This window comes from Paraburkholderia sp. Ac-20342, assembly GCF_017104985.1.
Lineage (GTDB): Bacteria > Pseudomonadota > Gammaproteobacteria > Burkholderiales > Burkholderiaceae > Paraburkholderia.
On record NZ_JAAGPQ010000083.1, the window covers coordinates 17,036 to 35,698 of the forward strand.

16 protein-coding genes are annotated in these 18,663 nt (G+C 65.8%); 8 read left to right on the forward strand and 8 right to left on the reverse strand.

What is annotated here, in order from left to right; genetic code table 11:
• Positions 1-48 precede the first annotated feature (48 nt).
• Positions 49-930 (forward strand): UTP--glucose-1-phosphate uridylyltransferase GalU, encoded by an 882-nt coding sequence (gene galU, locus G3N58_RS26295; RefSeq protein WP_167043190.1) that lies wholly within the window; start codon positions 49-51, stop codon positions 928-930.
• Positions 931-1,136: 206 nt separating this feature from the next.
• On the opposite strand, the gene G3N58_RS26300 is transcribed toward galU, so the two are convergent.
• From G3N58_RS26300 to G3N58_RS26315, 4 genes are all read right to left on the reverse strand, one after another.
• Positions 1,137-1,364, reverse strand: coding sequence for a sulfurtransferase TusA family protein (locus G3N58_RS26300; RefSeq protein WP_075301700.1), 228 nt, complete (start codon positions 1,362-1,364; stop codon positions 1,137-1,139).
• A gap of 176 nt (positions 1,365-1,540) precedes the next feature.
• Complete coding sequence (locus G3N58_RS26305) at positions 1,541-2,587, reverse strand: Gfo/Idh/MocA family oxidoreductase (protein ID WP_167043251.1); 1,047 nt, start codon at positions 2,585-2,587, stop codon at positions 1,541-1,543.
• A complete protein-coding gene (gene iolG / locus G3N58_RS26310; protein ID WP_167043188.1) occupies positions 2,587-3,603 on the reverse strand; it encodes an inositol 2-dehydrogenase in 1,017 nt (338 codons plus the stop codon). The genes G3N58_RS26305 and iolG overlap by 1 nt, the downstream gene beginning before the upstream one ends.
• Positions 3,596-4,480 (reverse strand): MurR/RpiR family transcriptional regulator, encoded by an 885-nt coding sequence (locus tag G3N58_RS26315; RefSeq protein WP_167283546.1) that lies wholly within the window; start codon positions 4,478-4,480, stop codon positions 3,596-3,598. The genes iolG and G3N58_RS26315 overlap by 8 nt, the downstream gene beginning before the upstream one ends.
• A 279-nt stretch (positions 4,481-4,759) precedes the next feature.
• On the opposite strand from G3N58_RS26315, the gene G3N58_RS26320 reads away from it, so the two are divergent.
• The 7 genes from G3N58_RS26320 to iolB all read left to right on the forward strand — a co-directional run bounded on the left by G3N58_RS26320 (position 4,760) and on the right by iolB (position 13,811).
• Entirely contained in the window at positions 4,760-5,812 is a 1,053-nt protein-coding gene (locus G3N58_RS26320) for a sugar ABC transporter substrate-binding protein (protein ID WP_205990240.1), read from the forward strand.
• Between the two features lie 120 nt (positions 5,813-5,932).
• Positions 5,933-7,138 carry an ABC transporter permease gene (locus G3N58_RS26325; RefSeq protein WP_167043183.1) on the forward strand — a complete coding sequence of 402 codons (1,206 nt, stop codon included), beginning with the start codon at positions 5,933-5,935 and terminating at the stop codon, positions 7,136-7,138.
• A gap of 22 nt (positions 7,139-7,160) precedes the next feature.
• The gene (locus tag G3N58_RS26330) at positions 7,161-7,967 is read left to right on the forward strand and encodes an ATP-binding cassette domain-containing protein (RefSeq protein ID WP_167043249.1); all 807 of its coding nucleotides are present in this window, start codon (positions 7,161-7,163) and stop codon (positions 7,965-7,967) included.
• Between the two features lie 73 nt (positions 7,968-8,040).
• Complete coding sequence (gene iolC, locus G3N58_RS26335; RefSeq protein WP_241017241.1) at positions 8,041-10,077, forward strand: 5-dehydro-2-deoxygluconokinase; 2,037 nt, start codon at positions 8,041-8,043, stop codon at positions 10,075-10,077.
• Positions 10,074-12,077: a 3D-(3,5/4)-trihydroxycyclohexane-1,2-dione acylhydrolase (decyclizing) gene (gene iolD, locus G3N58_RS26340; protein WP_206000594.1), complete on the forward strand. Its 2,004-nt coding sequence runs from the start codon at positions 10,074-10,076 to the stop codon at positions 12,075-12,077. Before iolC ends, iolD begins: the two co-directional genes overlap by 4 nt.
• A gap of 10 nt (positions 12,078-12,087) precedes the next feature.
• The gene (gene iolE, locus G3N58_RS26345) at positions 12,088-13,014 is read left to right on the forward strand and encodes a myo-inosose-2 dehydratase (RefSeq protein ID WP_167283551.1); all 927 of its coding nucleotides are present in this window, start codon (positions 12,088-12,090) and stop codon (positions 13,012-13,014) included.
• Complete coding sequence (gene iolB / locus G3N58_RS26350; RefSeq protein WP_206000596.1) at positions 13,011-13,811, forward strand: 5-deoxy-glucuronate isomerase; 801 nt, start codon at positions 13,011-13,013, stop codon at positions 13,809-13,811. Before iolE ends, iolB begins: the two co-directional genes overlap by 4 nt.
• 80 nt (positions 13,812-13,891) lie before the next feature.
• Here the strand turns inward: iolB and G3N58_RS34300 are convergent, their stop codons facing one another.
• The 4 genes from G3N58_RS34300 to G3N58_RS26375 all read right to left on the reverse strand — a co-directional run bounded on the left by G3N58_RS34300 (position 13,892) and on the right by G3N58_RS26375 (position 18,574).
• Positions 13,892-16,465, reverse strand: coding sequence for a hypothetical protein (locus G3N58_RS34300; RefSeq protein WP_241017242.1), 2,574 nt, complete (start codon positions 16,463-16,465; stop codon positions 13,892-13,894).
• A gap of 410 nt (positions 16,466-16,875) precedes the next feature.
• The gene (locus G3N58_RS26365; RefSeq protein WP_167043174.1) at positions 16,876-17,583 is read right to left on the reverse strand and encodes an ABC transporter ATP-binding protein; all 708 of its coding nucleotides are present in this window, start codon (positions 17,581-17,583) and stop codon (positions 16,876-16,878) included.
• Positions 17,580-18,326: an ABC transporter ATP-binding protein gene (locus G3N58_RS26370; protein WP_206000598.1), complete on the reverse strand. Its 747-nt coding sequence runs from the start codon at positions 18,324-18,326 to the stop codon at positions 17,580-17,582. Before G3N58_RS26370 ends, G3N58_RS26365 begins: the two co-directional genes overlap by 4 nt.
• Complete coding sequence (locus G3N58_RS26375) at positions 18,323-18,574, reverse strand: hypothetical protein (RefSeq protein ID WP_206000600.1); 252 nt, start codon at positions 18,572-18,574, stop codon at positions 18,323-18,325. Before G3N58_RS26375 ends, G3N58_RS26370 begins: the two co-directional genes overlap by 4 nt.
• Positions 18,575-18,663 lie beyond the last annotated feature (89 nt).

An 18,663-nucleotide genomic window follows, 5' to 3' on the forward strand; every position in this document is an offset into this window, starting at 1 on the left:
GCCGCCGCGGTGGGCAAGGCCTTAAACCAGAGGACTCAGGGTAATCACATGCTAAAAGTTACAAAGGCGGTATTTCCGGTAGCCGGTCTTGGCACCCGATTCCTCCCTGCCACGAAGGCAAGCCCGAAAGAAATGCTGCCGATCGTCGACAAGCCGCTGATTCAGTACGCTGTCGAGGAAGCGATGGCAGCCGGCATCACCGAAATGATCTTCGTCACGGGCCGCAGCAAGCGGGCGATCGAGGACCATTTCGACAAGTCCTATGAAATCGAGGCCGAACTCGAGGCGCGCGGCAAGGACAAGCTGCTCGAACTCGTGCGCAGCATCAAGCCAAGCCATGTCGACTGCTTCTACGTGCGCCAGGCCGAAGCGCTCGGCCTCGGCCACGCGGTGCTGTGCGCAGAAAAGCTGGTCGGCGAAAACCCGTTCGCCGTGATCCTCGCGGACGACCTGCTGTACGGCACGCCGCCCGTGATGACGCAGATGATCGAGGTGTTCGATCACTATCACAGCTCGGTGATCGGCGTCGAAGAGATCCCGCCGCAAGACACGAAGTCGTACGGTATCGTCGACGGCAAGGAGTGGGAAGATTCGATCATCAAGATGTCGGGCATCGTCGAAAAGCCGGAGCCGAGCGTGGCGCCGTCGAACCTCGGCGTGGTCGGCCGCTATGTGCTCAAGCCGCGCATCTTCAATCATCTGCGCTCGATCAAGCCCGGCGCGGGCGGCGAATTGCAGCTGACGGACGCGATCCAGTCGCTGCTCGCCGACGAACAGGTGCTCGCGTACAAGTATCACGGCACGCGTTTCGACTGCGGCAGCAAGCTCGGTTATCTGAAGGCAACGGTCGAGTTCGCGCTGCGTCACCCGGAAGTGGCCGCCGATTTCGAGCAGTATCTGCGCACGCGTTCGCCGGTGCTGGAAGGCTGACGGATTCGCTTCGCGGCCTGCGGGCCGCGGGGCCATTCAACGCAACGCGCGCCACACCGCTGAGCGTGCCCTCGGGTGCGCTCGGTGCGCTCAAAACGAAAAGGCGCTGTGCCCCGCATTCGCGGGCACAGCGCCTTTTCTGCTTCTTGCGTACCGCCTCGCGTGGCGGGTTTGGCCGAGTGCCGGGTTCTGGCGGGTTTGACTGCCTAGCGCCGCCGCATCAGAAACGTGAACACCTTGTCTTGCGCCGAGCTTTCGACAATCTCGTTGCCGGTCTGCTTCGCGAACGCGGCAAAATCGCGCTGCGAGCCGGGATCGGTGGCGAGCACCTTGAGAATCTGGCCGCTTTCCATGTCGGCGAGCGCCTTCTTGGCGCGCAGGATGGGCAGCGGGCACATGAGCCCGCGCGCATCGACTTCCTTGTGAATCTGAATTTGCATCGACGATGACCTTCGGGACGAGGGCGTCGCTCGCGACGCCGGACAGAGGGCCAAATTCTACAGCAGGCGGTGTTTCGCCGCCCGGGCCTGCGACGGTGCGTGTCACCGCCTCGACACGATCCGCCCCGCTTCACCTCGCCTCGCCCGCCCTCGAGCGGCAACCCGCGCCGCTACAGCATCACCGCCTGCCCGCTTTGCAGCGACTCGCGCAGCGCCATGCCAATCCGCGTCGCTTCGAGCGCATCGGCCAGCGTCGCCCCCGCCTGCGCCGACTCGGGTTGAGCCACCCCGCCCTGCACCGCCGCAACGAACGCGCGTGCCTCGTGCAGAAATGCATCCTCGAAACGGTCGAAAAAGTTCGGCGTGCATTCGTTGCGAACCCCGCTCGCGTCATAAATCTCGACGCGATTCGCGCGCGGATTGCGGCCGATCGCGAGCGCGCCCGCCGTGCCGATCACTTCGCTATGCGTGTCGTTGCCGTGCGCCTGCGTGCGCGACGCGTAGAACATCGCGAGCTTGCCGCCCTCGAATTCGCAGATCGCGACGCCGTTGTCGACGTCGCCGAATTCACGCAAGCCTTCGTGCAACGCAACGGCCCCCGCCGCGAACACGCGCGTCGCACGCGGCTTGCCGAGCAGCCAGCGCGCGACGTCGATGTCGTGCACGGTGCAGTCGAGAAAGATGCCGCCCGAGGTCGCCGCGAAGCGCACGAAGAAACCGTCGGTATCGTTTTTGTCGGTGGTCTGCGAGCGCACGAGAAACGGCCGGCCGATCTGGCCCATCGCGATCCTGTCGAACGCGTCCTTGTAGCTCGGATCGAAGCGCCGCATGAAGCCGATCGTCGCCTGCAAGTGCGGATAGCGCGCCGCCACCGCCAGCACGCGCTCGCATTCGGCCACGTCGAGCGACAGCGGCTTTTCGCAGAACACGTGCTTGCCGGCCTGCAAGGCGTCGACGATCTGCTGCGCGTGCAGCGACGACGGCGTGACGAGCCACACCGCATCGACCTGCGGATCGGCGAGCAGGTCTGCGTAATCGGTGTAAAGACGCGGCTCGGGCAGTGCATCGCGAGCCCATGCGAGTTCGTCTTCCAACGGACTGCAGGCGGCCGCGAGCATGGCGCCCGGCACGCGATACGCGAGATTTTCGGCGTGCCGCTTGCCGAGCCGCCCAAGGCCCACCACGCCGAGGCGCACCTGCTGCGTAGCCGGCTTCATCACGCCACCTCGCCGAGTTGGATCGCGCGGCCTTCGCGCCACGAACGCGTCGCCGCTTCGGCGAGTTCGAGCGCTTTCAGACCATCGGCGACGGTCGTGCGCACCGGCTTGCCATGCCTGACCCCATCGAAGAAATGCGCGATTTCGAGCGCGTAGGCCGCACGATAGCGTTCGAGAAAGAACGCCTCGGGCACGTCGGTCGACACCTCGGTTTTCGAGTACGCGGTGACTTCGGTCGGCCGCACGTTGCCGGCTTGCAGCATGCCGCCGCTGCCGAGCACTTCGAAGCGCTGGTCGTAGCCGTAAGCGGCACGGCGCGCGGTGTTGATCTGGCACAGCCGGCCGCGCTTCGTGCGGATCGTGACCGCCGTCGAATCGATGTCGCCCGCCTCGGCAATCGCCGGATCGCCAAGGCAGCTGCCGGTGGCGTGCAGCGTGTCGGCTTCGTCGTCGAGAATCCAGCGGAAAATATCGAAGTCGTGAATCAGCATGTCCTTGAAGATGCCGCCCGAGTGCCGGATATATTCGAGCGGCGGCGCGCCCGGATCGCGGCTCGTGACGACGAGCATTTCCGGCGTGCCGATCTCGCCCGCGTCGAGGCGCGCTTTCAGCGACGCAAACGTCGGATCGAAACGGCGCTGAAAACCGATCATGCACACCACGCCCGCGCGCTCCACCGCTTGCGCGCACAGGCGCGCGCGCTCGAGCGCGAGATCGACCGGTTTCTCGCAGAACACGTGCTTGCTCTGCGCCGCCGACTTCACGATCAGGTCCGCATGCGTGTCGGTGCTCGAACAGATCACGGACGCGCCGATCGACGCGTCGCCGAGCGCGCCATCGATATCGGCAACCCGCGCGCCATGCTGCTCGGCCAGCGCCCCGGCGGCCTCGCGATTCACGTCGACAACGTACTTGAGCCGCACGCCGGGCTGCCGCGCAAGGTTAGCCGCATGAATCCTGCCGATGCGCCCCGCGCCGAACAGCGCGACGTCGATCGTGTTTACCGCGTCAGTCATCGTAGCCTCCAGGGTCGTGGGATTCTTCAACGTTCAGTTCGAGCTTGTACGCGAGCGCAATGAACAACGCCTGGCACAGGCAGATCGTGCTGGTCAGCGAGCGAAACGCGAACGCGCTGCCCTCTTTCACATACAACAGCGTGCTCGCGTAGCGCGCGAGCGGCGATAGTTGGCTATCCGTAATGACGAGCGTCTTCGCCTGAAGATGATGCGCGACGCGCAGGCAGTACTGCGTTTCCTTGCCATATGGCGCGAAGCTGATCGCGATCACGACGTCGCCCTTCTTCACGCTGCGAATCTGCTCGCGGTACATGCCGCCGAAGCCCGACACGAGATGCACGCGCTTGGGCGTGTGCTGCAACGCGTAGACGATGTAGCTCGCGACCGGAAACGAGCGCCGCACGCCGACCACGTAGATGTTGTCGGCCTGCTGCAGCATCTTCACGGCGGCGTCGAACTGCTTGTCGTCGAGGCCCGCCTCGAGTTCTTCGAGGCCGCCGCGCGACGCCGCGATGAACTCGCGCGCGACCGAGCCGCCCGACAAGGTGCCGGGCTTCTCGTCGATCAGCCGGCGAATGCGCTGCTGATAGCTCGGCGACGACACGCCCTGCTCCGCATAAGCCTGACGAAACACCGCCTGCAGATCGGAGAAGCCGGAAAAGCCGAAGCGCTGCGCAAAGCGCACGACCGCCGACGGATGCACGCCGCAGCTCGCGGCGATGTCGCTCGTGCGGTCCATCATCACGCTCGAACGATGCTGCTCGATATAGGTCGCGACGCTCTTCAACTGACGCGGCAGCGTCTCGTAGTTGTCCGCGATGCGCCGCATCAAATCCTCGACGCCCGGCAACGTTTCTTCGGTGTTCGGTTCCGCCATGTCTGCCCCTCGAGTGTTTTTTGCTATGCGGCAGAAGCACTCGCGGCCTCCCGCTCGTGCTTCCGACGCTGCCGATTATAGGCAGCGCCCCAAGCAAATGGAACATATTTTCCATTTTTATTTTTCGTGAAATTTTCTTTGCAAGACATCGAAAGATGGCCTACTCTTGGTCCTGAGCGGTGCCGCTTCGGCCCTGTTGTGCGGATTTACACGGAAATGGGCAACCATCCGCGAGGCGCGCCTTCAATGACAAACGACAGATCGAGAAAGGTGGAGACCATGAGACTTGGCAAAGGCAAGGCGGCGCTCAGGATTCTGGCGACGGCGTTGGCATTGGCATTGGCAACGGGATTCGGCGCGGCGACGGCAGCCCGCGCGGCGGACGCTCACTTCGTGCTGATCAGCCATGCGCCCGATTCGGATTCGTGGTGGAACACGATCAAGAACGCGATCAAACAGGCCGACGAGGACTTCAACGTTCAGACCGACTACCGCAATCCGCCGAACGGCGACATTGCCGACATGGCCCGTCTCGTCGAACAGGCGGCCGCGCGCAACTACGACGGCGTGATCGTCTCGATCGCCGACTTCGACGTGCTGAAGAGCTCGATTGCGAAAGTCACCGAAAAGCACATTCCGCTCGTCACGATCAATTCGGGTACCGAAGAACAGAGCGCCAAGCTCGGCGCGCTCATGCACGTCGGCCAGCCCGAATACGCGGCCGGCAAGGCGGCGGGCGAAAAGGCCAAGGCCGCCGGCATCAAGTCGTTCCTGTGCGTGAACCACTATGCGACGAACCCGGCTTCGTTCGAACGCTGCCGCGGTTTCGCCGAGGCGATCGGCGCCGACGTCAAGACCTCGACGCTCGACGCGGGCCAGGACCCGACCGGCGTGCAGTCCAAAGTCAGCGCGTTCCTGCGCAATCATCCGGACACCCAGGCGGTGCTCGCGCTCGGCCCGCTGTCGGCCGATCCAACCTTGAAGGCGCTGCAACAGATGGGCCTTGCCGGCAAGCTCTGGTTCGCCACGTTCGACTTCGACAGCGACATCGCGAAGGGCATCCAGAACGGCACGATCCAGTTCGCGATCGACCAGCAGCCGTATTTGCAGGGCTATATCCCGGTTGCCGTGCTCGCGATCGCGAAGAAGAACCAGACGACCGATCCGGTGAAGATCCGCGAGATTCTGCAGGCGAATCCGAAGTTCAAGGAGCGGCTCGACACCTACGGGCTCGCGCCGTCGTATGGGCCGCGCAATATCGGCTCGGGTCCGGGCTTCATCACGAAGGCCAACGTCGACAAGGTACTCAAATACGCGGGGCAATATCGCTGACTGCGCGGCAACGCAGCGCCTGAGCAGGCCGCCGCGCCGGCGGCCCACGGTTGAATTCATCAGTTCCAACGCCCGCGGTGCCGCGTCGATCGGCTTGCCGGCGTATCAAGGAGAGCTTCAATGGGTGTCGCCGATCTTTTCCATCCCAATCACCGCAAACCGCCCGCGTCCGATCCGCAGGACCCGGCTGCATCAGCGGCCACCTCAGGGGCCACCTCAGCAGCCACATCGGCCACCGCGCCGGACGAACGCGTGCGCGAGGAATCCTGGTTCCGGCACCTGCTGAACCGCCCCGAATTCGCGGCGCTCGCCGGCACCGTGATGGTGTTCCTCGTGTTCGGCCTCGCGGCCGGCAACTCGGGGATGTTCAACCTCGACGGCATCATGAACTGGTCGCAGGTCGCGGCCTATCTCGGCCTGATCTCGGTCGGCGCGTGCATGCTGATGATCGCCGGCGAGTTCGACCTGTCGATCGGCTCGATGATCGGCTTTGCCGGCATGATGGTCGCGCTGCCGACCATGTACTTCCACTGGCCGATCTGGCTCGCGATCCTGTTCGCGTTCGCCGGCTCGATGCTGCTCGGCGCGCTCAACGGCTACCTCGTGATGCGCACGCGGCTGCCGTCGTTCATCGTCACGCTCGCGTTCCTGTTCATTCTGCGCGGCCTCACGCTCGCGCTCTCGGTGATGTTCGCCGACCGCACGATCATCTCCGGCGTCGGCGACGTCGCGCGCGAGGACTGGTTCGCGCACACGTTCTTCCAGGGCGTCGCCTTCAAAGGGCTGTTCGTCTCGCTCGGCCATCTCGGCCTCGTGAAGATGCTCGACAACGGCACGCCGCTCGTGCCGGGCATACCCAAGGTCCTGCTGTGGTGGCTCGCGCTGGCCGTGGTCTGCGCATTCACGCTCGCGAAAACGCGCTTCGGCAACTGGATCTTCGCGGTCGGCGGCGACGCCAACGCAGCCAAGAACGTCGGCGTGCCGGTGCGCCGCGTGAAGATCTCGCTGTTCGTGCTGACCGCGTTCTGCTCGGCCCTGTATGCGGTGCTGCAGGTGTGCGATATCGGCTCGGCGGCCGCCGACCGTGGTTTGCAAGCCGAATTCGAGGCGATCATCGCGGCCGTGATCGGCGGCACATTGCTCACGGGCGGCTACGGCTCGGTGGTCGGTGCCTGCTTCGGCGCGCTGATCTTCGGCGTGGTGCAGATCGGCATCACCTACACCAATGTCGACTCGGACTGGTTCCGCGTGTTCCTCGGCGTGATGCTGCTGTTCGCCGTGCTGTTCAATCACTACGTACGCGGCCGCGTCGCCGCATCGCGCTAACGCGCCCGGCAAGGAGTTCATGATGACCGACCTCGAACAGAACGCGGACGACACCATCCTCGCGCTCGAAAACGTCAGCCGCTATTTCGGCAACATCATCGCGCTGAACGACATCACGCTGCGCCTCAAACGCGGCGAGGTGCACTGCCTGCTCGGCGACAACGGCGCCGGCAAATCGACGCTGATCAAGACGCTCGCGGGCGTCCATCAGCCGAGCGCCGGCACCTATCTGGTGGACGGCAAGCCGGTACGCTTCACCTCGCCGAAAGACGCGCTCGATCTCGGCATCGCGACCGTCTATCAGGACCTGGCGCTGGTGCCGCTGCTGTCGGTCGCGCGCAACTTCTTCATGGGCCGCGAGCCGAACAGGAAACTATTCGGCTTCCTGAACGTGATGGACCTCGACACCTGCGCGAGCACCGCGCGCGACAAGCTCGCCGAAATGGGCATCAACGTGCGCGACCCGCATCAGCCGATCGGCACGATGTCGGGCGGCGAGCGGCAATGTCTCGCGATCGCGCGCGCAATCCACTTCGGCGCGCGCGTGCTGATTCTCGACGAACCGACCGCCGCGCTCGGCGTGAAGCAGAGCTTCAACGTGCTGAAGCTGATTCACAAGGCGCGCGCCAAGGGCATCTCGGTGATTTTCATCACGCACAACGTGCATCACGCCTATCCGATCGGCGATTCGTTCACGCTGCTCAATCGCGGCAGATCGCTCGGCACGTTCACGAAAGAAACGATCAGCAAGGACCAGGTGCTCGACATGATGGCCGGCGGCGCCGAGATGCAGAAAATGATGGGCGAACTCGAAGGCGCGACCATCTGAGCTTCGCGCGGATCGCACGTCGTCCGCCTAACCCGCGTGGCCTTCGACCATGCCCCGTTATTCAGGATTCTTCATGAACCATTCCAGCATATCGCGTGCGACCGCGCCGGGTTCGGATACCGGTGCGGGCACCGCGCGCGGCAGCCGCTTCGCGCCGGGACGCGCGCGCGACATCATCTGCCTCGGCCGTCTCGCCGTCGATCTGTACGCGCAGCAGGTCGGCGCGCGGCTCGAAGACGTATCGAGCTTCGCGAAGTATCTCGGCGGTTCGTCGGCGAATATCGCCTTCGGCTGCGCGCGGCTCGGACTCGATGCGGCGATGCTCGCGCGCGTCGGCGACGATCACATGGGCCGCTTTCTCACCGAAACGCTCGCGAATGAAGGCTGCGACGTGAGCCGCGTGCGCGTCGATCGCCAGCGGCTGACCGCGCTCGTGCTGCTCGGCCTCAAGGACCGCGACACGTTCCCGCTGATCTTCTACCGCGACGACTGCGCCGATATGGCAATCGACGCGGCCGATTTCGACGAGGCCTTTATCGCCTCGTCGAAAGCGCTGCTGATTACCGGCACGCACTTCTCGACGGAGCAGGTGAACCGCGCGAGCCGCCGCGCGCTCGACTACGCGCGCCGCAACCAGGTGCGCACGGTGCTCGACATCGACTATCGTCCGGTGCTGTGGGGACTCACCGGCAAGGCCGACGGCGAGACGCGTTTCGTCGCGAGCGAAGGCGTCACCGCGCATTTGCAGCGCATTCTGCCGCTGTTCGACCTCGTGATCGGCACCGAGGAAGAATTCCGCATCGCCGGCGGCAAGAGCGAACTGATCGACGCGCTCGCGATGGTGCGCGCGGTCACGCCGGCCACGCTCGTGCTCAAGCGCGGGCCGCTCGGCTGCCAGATCATCGACGGCAACGTGCCGGCTTCGCTCGACGAGATGCCGGTTCACGGCGGCGTCGAAGTCGAGGTGCTGAACGTGCTCGGCGCGGGCGATGCATTTGCGTCGGGCTTTCTGTCCGGCTGGCTGCGCGACCGGCCGCTCGACGCCTGCGCGCGCGCCGCGAACGCGAGCGGCGCGCTGGTGGTCTCGCGGCACGGCTGTGCCCCGGCCATGCCGACGCCCGCCGAACTCGACTACTTCCTTGGCGAAGCACAAGCCGATCCGCAACGGATGCGCCGGCCCGACCGCGACGCGAAGCTCGCGCGCCTGCATCGCGTATCGCCGGCACGCAAGCCCTGGCATGAAGTGCTCGGCTTCGCGTTCGATCATCGCAATCAGTTTTTCGAACTGGCGCAGCAAACCGGCGCCGACGAAGCGCGCGTTGCGCATCTGAAGAACCTGTTCGTCGAAGCGGTCGCGCAGACCGAACACGCGCTGCATCTGCAAGGCCGCATCGGCGTGCTGATCGACGACCGCTACGGTCAGGACGCGCTCAATGCCGCGACCGGCCGCGGCTGGTGGATCGGCCGCCCGGTCGAGCTGCCGGGTTCGGTGCCGCTCGTGTTCGATCAGGGCCGCTCGATCGGCACGACGCTGCTCGCGTGGCCGAAGGAGCACGTTGCGAAGTGCCTCGTGCAGTTTCATCCCGACGAGCCGATCGAGCAGCGCCTCGAACAGGAAGCGCAATTGCGCGCGCTTTACGATGCGACCCAGGCGAGCGGCCATGAACTGCTGCTCGAGGTGATTCCGCCGAAGCACGCGTCGCTGCCGCAGGGGCCCGACATCGTGTATCGCGCGCTCAAGCGTCTCTACAACCTCGGCATCTATCCCGAGTGGTGGAAGCTCGAACCGATGGACGCCGCGCAATGGCACGCCATCGATACGCTGATCGCCGAGCGCGACCCGTATTGCCGTGGCGTCGTGCTGCTCGGTTTGTCGGCGGCCGTCGAGCAGTTGAGCGAGGGCTTTCGCGCGGCCGCGCGGTCGGCGACGTGCCGCGGCTTTACGGTCGGCCGCACGATCTTTCACGACCCGAGTCAGGCGTGGCTGGCCGGAGAAATCGGCGATGACGAACTGATCGCGCGCGTGCGCCATACGTTCGAAACGCTGATCGCCGCCTGGCGAGCCGCCCAGGGCACGCCGCATCAGGTTCACCAGGAGCAGGCCGCATGAACAAACGCATCATGCAGGACGACGCCTTATCGGCGAGCAGCGCCGCGCAGACCCATGCGCAAACACAGGAGCAAGCACAGGCGCACGCGAATGCCGGCGCCACGCTGCGCCTGACGATGGCCCAGGCGCTGGTGCGCTATCTCGCCGCGCAACGCGTCGCCAGCGAAGACGGCAGCGGCACCGAGCCGCTGTTCGGCGGCGTGTTCGCGATCTTCGGCCACGGCAACGTCGCGGGCATCGGCGAGGCACTGTACCAGCATCGCGACGAATTGCCGACGCTGCGCGCGCATAACGAGCAGGCGATGGCACATAGCGCGATCGCCTATGCGAAGGCGCATTTCCGCCGCCGCATGATGGCGGTCACTACCTCGATCGGCCCGGGCGCGACGAATCTGCTGACCGCCGCCGCGCTCGCGCACGTGAACCGCCTGCCGGTGCTGCTGTTGCCCGGCGACATCTTCGTCTCGCGCGCGCCCGACCCGGTGTTGCAGCAGCTCGAAGATTGCGCCGACGGCGGCGTCTCCGCCAACGATGCGTTCAAGCCGCTGTCGCGCTACTTCGATCGCATCGTGCATCCGGCGCAATTGCTGAGCGCCTTGCCGCGCGCGATACGCGTGCTGACCGACGCCGCGTTGTGCGGCCCCGTCACGCTTGCCTTGCCGCAGGACGTGCAGGCGCAGGCGTGGGATTTTCCGGCTGACTTCTTCGCGACGCGCGTGATCCGCTTTCATGCGCCCGCGCCGCGAATCGACGAGATCGAGGCGGCGTGCGCGCGTTTGCGGCAGGCAAAGCATCCGCTGATCGTCGCGGGCGGCGGCGTGCTGTACGGCCGCGCGGCCGACGCGCTGCAGCACTTCGCGAGCGCGCACGGCATACCGGTCGCCGAAACGCAGGCCGGCAAGAGCGCGCTCGCGTGGAACGATCCGCTGAACACGGGCGCGCTCGGCGTGACCGGCTCGCCGGCCGCCAACGCGCTCGCGCACGATGCCGACTGCGTGCTCGCGGTCGGCACGCGTCTGCAAGACTTCACGACCGGCTCGAATACGCTGTTCACGCAAGCCGACGTGATCGCGATCAACGCCAATGCGTTCGACGGCCTCAAGCATCGCGCGCTCGTCGTCGAGGCCGATGCGCGGCTCGCGCTCGATGCGCTCGGCGAATCGCTGCACGGCTGGCACGCGGAGCGCGCATGGACCGCGCGTGCGCACAAACTCGCGGCAAGCTGGCGCGACACCGTGCACACGCTCACGCATGCGCCGCAACGCGACGCCGTGCTGCCCTACGAGGGCGACGTGATCGGCGCGGTGCAGCGTTCGAGCACGCATTCGGCGAACGACGACATCGTCGTGTGCGCGGCCGGCACGCTGCCCGCCGAATTGCACAAGCTGTGGCGCGCGGGCCGGCCTGGCGCGTATCACGTCGAATACGGCTATTCGTGCATGGGCTACGAGATCGCGGGCGGACTCGGCGTGAAGCTCGCGCGGCCCGAGCGCGAGGTGATCGTGATGCTCGGCGACGGCAGTTATCTGATGCTCAACAGCGAGATCGCAACCTCGGTGATGCTCGACGCGAAGCTGATCGTCATCGTGCTCGACAATCGCGGCTTCGGCTGCATCAACCGCTTGCAGCAAGCCTGCGGCGGCGCGCCGTTCAACAATCTGCTCGCGGACAGCTTGCAGGGCGCAGCCGGCGCGCCACGCATCGACTTCGCCGCGCATGCGCGCGCGCTCGGCGCCGAGGCCGAGCACGTGGGCCATCTTGCCGAACTCGAAGCGGCGCTGCGGCGCGCCCGCGCGGCCACGCGCACGTACGTCATCAGTATCGACACCGATCCGGCCCGCACCACCGGCGACGGCGGCTGGTGGTGGGAAGTCGCGGTGCCCGAAGTCTCGCCGCGCGAGGCGGTGCGCGTCGCGCGCGCGAAATACGACGCGCAGCTTGCCGCGCGCGCCGAGCCGCCCGCATCCCTGCCGCACGACGCTCGCCACGCTCACGAATGAGGACGCCCGCATGACTGCTTTCGACGTACGTATCGGCATCAACCCGCTCTCGTGGATGAACGACGACCTGCCCTCGCTCGGCGGCGAAACGCCGCTTGAAGTCGCGCTGACCGAGGGCCGCCAGATCGGTTATGAAGGTTTCGAACTCGGCAACAAGTTTCCACGCGAGCCGCAGGCGTTGAAGACGCTACTCGCGCGCTACGACCTCGCGCTCGTTTCCGGCTGGTATTCCGGAGAACTGGCGAAGCGCAGTGTCGCCGAGGAAATCGCCGCCGTCGGTCCGCATCTCGAACTGCTCGCGCAAAACGGCGCGACGGTGATGGTGTATGGCGAAGTCGCCGATTCGATTCAGGGCGCGGCGCGGCCGCTTTATCAACGGCCGCGTTTTTTCAGCGACGCGCAATGGTCCGGCTACACAGCACGGGTCGACGAATTCGCGCGCTATACGTTGAGCCATGGCGTGCGGCTTGCGTACCATCATCATATGGGCGCCTATGTCGAGACGCCGGCCGACGTCGATCAACTGATGGCACGCACGAGCGATGCGGTCGGCCTGCTGTTCGACGCGGGGCACATCACGTTTGCGGGCGGCGATCCGCTCGCGGTGCTCGACCAGCACATCGCGCGCGTCTGCCACGTGCATTGCAAGGACGTGCGGCCCGCGGTCATGAAGCTCGCGCGCAATCGCAACTGGAGTTTTCTCGATGCGGTAATCGCAGGCGCGTTCACGGTGCCGGGCGACGGGGCCGTGGATTTTGCCGGCATCATCGGCCGGCTGAAGCGGCATGGTTATCGCGGCTGGCTCGTCGTCGAAGCGGAACAGGACCCGGTGGTCGCGCCGTCGTTCGAGTATGCCCAGAAGGGTTATCGGACTTTGCGCACGCTCGCCGATGCACCGCTCGATACGCTCGACGGCACGGGCAAGGAGGCAGCATGAGTTTATTGGTGAAGGCGCAGCGCGAAGGCCAAACGATCGCGCGAGTCACGCCGCAGTCGGCCTGCTGGCGTTATGTAGGATTTGCCGCGTACCGGCTCGGCACGAGCGAAATCGTGCACGTATTCGAGCCGTCGCGCGAGGTATGCATCGTCGTGCTGACCGGGGCTGTCGATATCGAAACGCCCAACGCGAAGTGGACCTCGCTTGGTTCGCGCGACAGCGTGTTCGAAGACGCCGCGCCGTATGCGGTCTATCTGCCGCCGAACGTGCGAGCGACCGTGCGCGCGAACCGCGATGCGGAGATCGGCATCGCAAGCGCGCCGGCCACGGGCGAGTACCCCGCGCGGCTCATCGAGCCCGCCTCGATGAAGCGCTCGACACGCGGCAGGTCGCTCAATACGCGCTACGTCTGCGATGTTCTTCCGCAGACCGAGCCTGCCGAATCGCTGCTCGTCGTCGAAGTGAGAACGCCGGGCGGCCATGCGTCGAGCTATCCGCCGCACAAGCACGACACCGACAACATCCCTCACGAGAGTTCGCTCGAAGAGACTTACTATCACCGGCTCGATCCGCCGCAAGGCTTCGCGTTTCAGCGCGTCTACACCGATTCGCGCGATATCGACGAATCGATGGCCGTCGAGAATCACGACGTCGTGATGGTGCCGCGCGGCTATCATCCGGTCGTCGTGCCATATGGGTACGACTCGTATTATCTGAACGTGATGGCCGGCAGCCAGCGCACCTGGCATTTCCACAACGACCCGGCGCACGAGTGGATTATCAATAAGGATGCTTGATCAATTATGCTGCGCGGTGCTTTGACGGCACCGTGCAGCGCGATTCGCATCGCGCTCCCGTACGCCGCTCACTGCGTCGCTCACTGCCCCGCTTTTCTCGCGGCAAGATCGACGCGCAGCGTGCCGTCCTCGTCCATGCGCACCGTCCCCTTCGAGACGTCGCGACGGTAGCCATACAGGTCGAACTTCATTGCGCCGGAGTTCGAACTGTCCTCGATATAGGTGCGCGTATTCGTGACGAGCGAGTTGAACATCTTCACGTCGCCGGCCTCGATCCATACGAAGCTATGCCCCGCGCCGGCCGGCGGCTTCGCAACGGCCGCGCTGTCGCGCCTGAACTTCAGCACGAGCCCGGCCTCGGTAACGGTCGCGCTCGCGAGCCGCGAGATCAGCGCGGGCGGCGGAAACACCGTGTACTGGTCGAACACGAGCTCGTTGCCCTTGAGCGCGACGCCCTTGCGCGTGAACGGCGTCAACGACGCGAGCGGAATATCGAGCGCGCGCAGCAGACCCGCTTGCGGCACGCCGAGCACTTTCACCTCGGCGGGACGATAGACCAGATGCCGTTCGTCCGCCGCGCTGATCGTGCCGCTCATCGTGGTCGGCAGCCATACGCCGGGAAAATGATTCCATAGCTTGATGCCGCCCGTCACTTCGAGCTGGCCGTCGACCGGCTTCAGTTGCAGATCGTTGAGCGAGCGCGGCGCATAGTCGAGCAGATAGTCGTTGAAGAGCGCGGCCATTGCGGGCCACGGTTCGACGACCTCGCCGCCGATGATATGAATGTCGTACTGGTCGGGATCGTCTAAATCGACGGGCTCTCCGGGCTTTTTCGGCACCATCTGCGCATCGAGCGAGCGCACGTGAAAGCCGATGCGCCCTGCTACGTAGAAGTCGACGTTCTGCACGTGAATCAGCGGCGCGGGCCCCGACGAATGGCGTTCGTCGCCGAGTGCTGAAGCAGACAACGAAGCCGGCGCCGCGAGACTCCGGCGCTTGAACGCGACGCGCGTGGCGAGCGGAGTCGCATGCGCCGCCGATGCGATGCGTAAATTCTGCGGCACGTATTGCCAGATCGCGCGGGCCTGCGCGAGCGAGGCCTGCTGCGTGCGCAGCAGGCTGTCGTTATAGCGTGCGCTCGCGCTGCCGGTTTGCGGCGATTGCGGCGATTGCGACGACCCGGTCTTCGACGCGCTCGCGAGCGTCGGATACGACGGCAGATGCACGTCGAGCGCGCCCGCTTCGTCGAACGTGAAATAGCCGGCGGCCATCTGCTCGCGGTAGTGGTACAGATCGAGCACGAACGGCGCGGCATCGGCCGCGACGTTCGCTGCATTCGCTGCATTCGCTGCATTCGCTGCATTCGCTGCATTCGCTGCATTCGCTGCATTCGCTGCATTCGCTGCATTCGCTGCATTCGCTGCATTCGCTGCATTCGCTGCATTCGCTGCATTCGCTGCATTCGCTGCATTCGATCCGGTCGATGCAAGCGGCGTGATCGCCATGTCGATATTCATCGGCATCGAGCGCATGAACTTCACGTCGCCGCCCTGCACGAGCAGACCGTGCGCGGGCATCGTCGCGGGCCACGCGATGTTCGGCACGGTGCCGTCGTCGAGCGTGAAGCGCACGCCCGACGCGCTCGTTTGAATCTGCGTGATCGTCATGCGCAGCGCGGGCGGCGGCGTCAGTTTCGCGACCTGCATGACGACGTCGTCGCCATCGAGCCGCGCGATCGGCGTGTTGACCTTGAGCAGATCGGCCATCCGCACGTGCGCGGCCTGCATCAGTTTGTCCGCGCCGATGCCCGCCACTTCGACGTGATCGGGATGAAACACGAGTTCGTCAGGATTGCGCATCGACAGCGAGCCGGTCAGCGCGATCGGCACCCACGTGTCGCGATGCATCTCGCCCGTGATGCGCAGATTGCCGCCGTCCTGCGGCACGACGCGCATATTGCGCAGCGGCGAGCCCTGATACTGGAACAGATAACGATCGAAAATCGCGGTGAGCTTCGCGCTGTCGAGCGTGACGTCGCCACGGTGCACGTGGATCGTCGCGCTGGTCGGGTCGTCGAAGACGATCGGCTGACCGGGGCGTGTCGGCGTCAGCGTCGCGGCCATGTCGTGAATCATGAAACCGATCTCGCCCGTCACCCGAAAATCGACGTCGCGCACGAACATGAGCGAACCGTCGATGCCGGAATCGCGCAGCGTCAGCACGCGGCTGCGCGTTTCGTGCATGCCGCTCGCCGAGGGCACGCGCGCGGCGATCTGTTGCTCGGCAGCCCGTTGCCTCGCCTTGTCGCGTTCGAGCGTGGGACGTGATGCGGGTGTCGTACCGGGCGATGCGTTCGCGGTCACGTTCGCCTCTGCTTCGCGATCCTGATTGCCCGGTGCGCTCGCCGCGCGTTGTTGTGCCTTCGATGCGGCATCGGCCGGCATCGAGTCCGCGGTCGAGCTAGCATCCGCGCATGCGGACATCAGCAAGGCGGCGGCCAGTAGCGCCGCGCCCGCGCCGAACCGCGAACTCCAGGAACGCCGGGAATGCCTGGCATGCCCGGCTCGATCCAACGGACCCAGATGCACTTCAACGCACGCCTCGATGTTCGCTCCGACGCGCTCGACACTCAACGCCACCTGCCGTTTCATCATGTCTCCTCCTGAAGCCGCGGCGCGTCTTTTGCGCGTCTAACGCGGCGGGGTTCGGCGCATTCATGAACTCGGGCGGAAGTCGCGTGTACGAGCCCTGCACAGGCTTCGAACATCGCTTCGCCGTTGCGCGCCGCTGACTCGATTGTCTTTATTTGTCCGCGCGTTGCCGACAAGATTTCTGGAGGACGCTCACCAAACGATCAATCGTTTGAATCGCACGAGCGAATCGATGGAAAGCCCCATACACGGGGCCTGTGCGGCAGGTCGCGATGAACGGTTCAAACGCCATTGCAAACGTGTATCGGCACTTCAGACCGTGCCAGCGCGAGCCACGCCAATAATCAGGTGCTCGAAACGTGTACCGCACCTCATGCGGCAAAGCACTCAACCCGCGATTGCGGCCGCGCCGCTCAACCGACACCAAGCCACTCGCGCATCACGTCGTCGCGCCCGAGAAACGCATCGAGCGCGCCGTCGAACACGATCTCGCCATGCCCCATCACGGCGACGCGACTGGCGATTTCCCGCGCGATCACGAGGCGCTGCTCGATCAGCAGCATCGCGACGCCGCGCTCGCGCAACGTGCGCAGGCACCCGGCGACCTGCTCCATCACGCCGCTCGCGAGACCTTCGCCGGGTTCGTCGATCAGCAGCAGATCGGGATCGCCGAGCAACGCCCGCGCGAGCGCGAGCATCTGCTGCTCGCCGCCCGACAGCGCGCCGGCGCGCGTATGCCGGCGCTCGGCCAGCACGGGGAACAGCGCGTAGGCATCATCGAGTGTAAAGCGCGGCGTGCGCTTGCGCGGCGAGATACCGAGCAGCAGATTTTCATGCACGCTCAGCGCCGCGAACACGTCGCGATGTTCGGCCACATAGCCAAGGCCAAGCCGCGCGATTTCGAAGGTGCGCAGCCCGGCGAGCGAACGGCCCGCGAAACGCAACTCGCCCTCGCTGCGCACGAGGCCCATGATCGCGCGCGCAAGCGTCGAGCGCCCCGAGCCGTTGCGGCCGACGAGCGCGAGCACTTCGCCGCGCGCGAGGCCGAGCGTGACGCCGTGCAAGGCCTGGCTCGCGCCATACCACGCGTGCAGATCGCGGATCTCGAGCAGCGCGCTCATGTGCGCTCGCCCAGATACGCAGCCCGCACTGCCTCGTCGGCGCGAATCGCCGCCGGCGAACCGGTCGCGATGATGCGCCCCTGCACGAGCACCGAAATGCGGTCGGCAAGCGCGAAGACCGCGTCCATGTCGTGCTCGACCATCAGCAGCGTGCGGCCCGTCGTGGTCTCGCGAATCAGCTCGATCGCGCGAGCCGCTTCCGCGCGGTTCATGCCGGCGGTCGGCTCGTCGAGCAGCAAGGTGTGCGCGCCGCCCGCGAGCGCGATGCCGAGATCGAGCGCGCGCTGTTCCGCGTAACTGAGCGTGCCGGCCGGCACGTCGCGGCGCGCGCCAAGGCCGACCGCGTCGAGCACCTCTGCCGCGCGCGCATCGATCGCCGGCGAGCCGGTCACGCGCTGCCACCAGCGCGTACGGTCGCGCTCGGCGAGCATGGCCGCGCAGCGCAGGTTGTCGAGCACGCTAAGCCGCGCGAACACACTCGTGCTCTGGAAACTGCGCGCGAGGCCGCGGCGCGCGATCGCAGCCGGCGCGAGCCGTGTGATCTCCGCGCCGAACAGATGGATGCGTCCCGCGCTCGGCCGTGCACCGCCCGCGATCAGATTGAACAGCGTCGACTTGCCCGCGCCGTTCGGGCCGATCAGCGCATGCCGCTCGCCAGGCTCGATCTCGAGATCGACACCGCGCAGAATCCGCGTCGCACCGAAACGCTTTTCGATGTTGTAGAGACCCAGTGCCGGGATCATCGCGTCTCTCCGCTGGATGACGCAACGCGAGCGCGCCCGGCTTGAGGGGCGAGACGAGCGTGCGCGCGCATCGCATAGCGCGTGGTCAGCGCACCGAACGCGGCAAGCAAGGCCAGCGCCACGGCGGGCCACCACGACACCGCGCTCAACGCCGATGCAAGCGGCGCACCGTCAGCCCCCGCGTTTGCGCCGAAGCCGAAGATCGCGCCCGCCGCGCCCTCGTCCGCGCCGAATCGCGCGGCAGGCAAGAGTGTGTTCCTCCGTCTAGTACGCGTTGCTCGCGGACATATGAACATCACACAGCTCTTAAGTTCCAGTGTCATCTTTCCTCGCTACT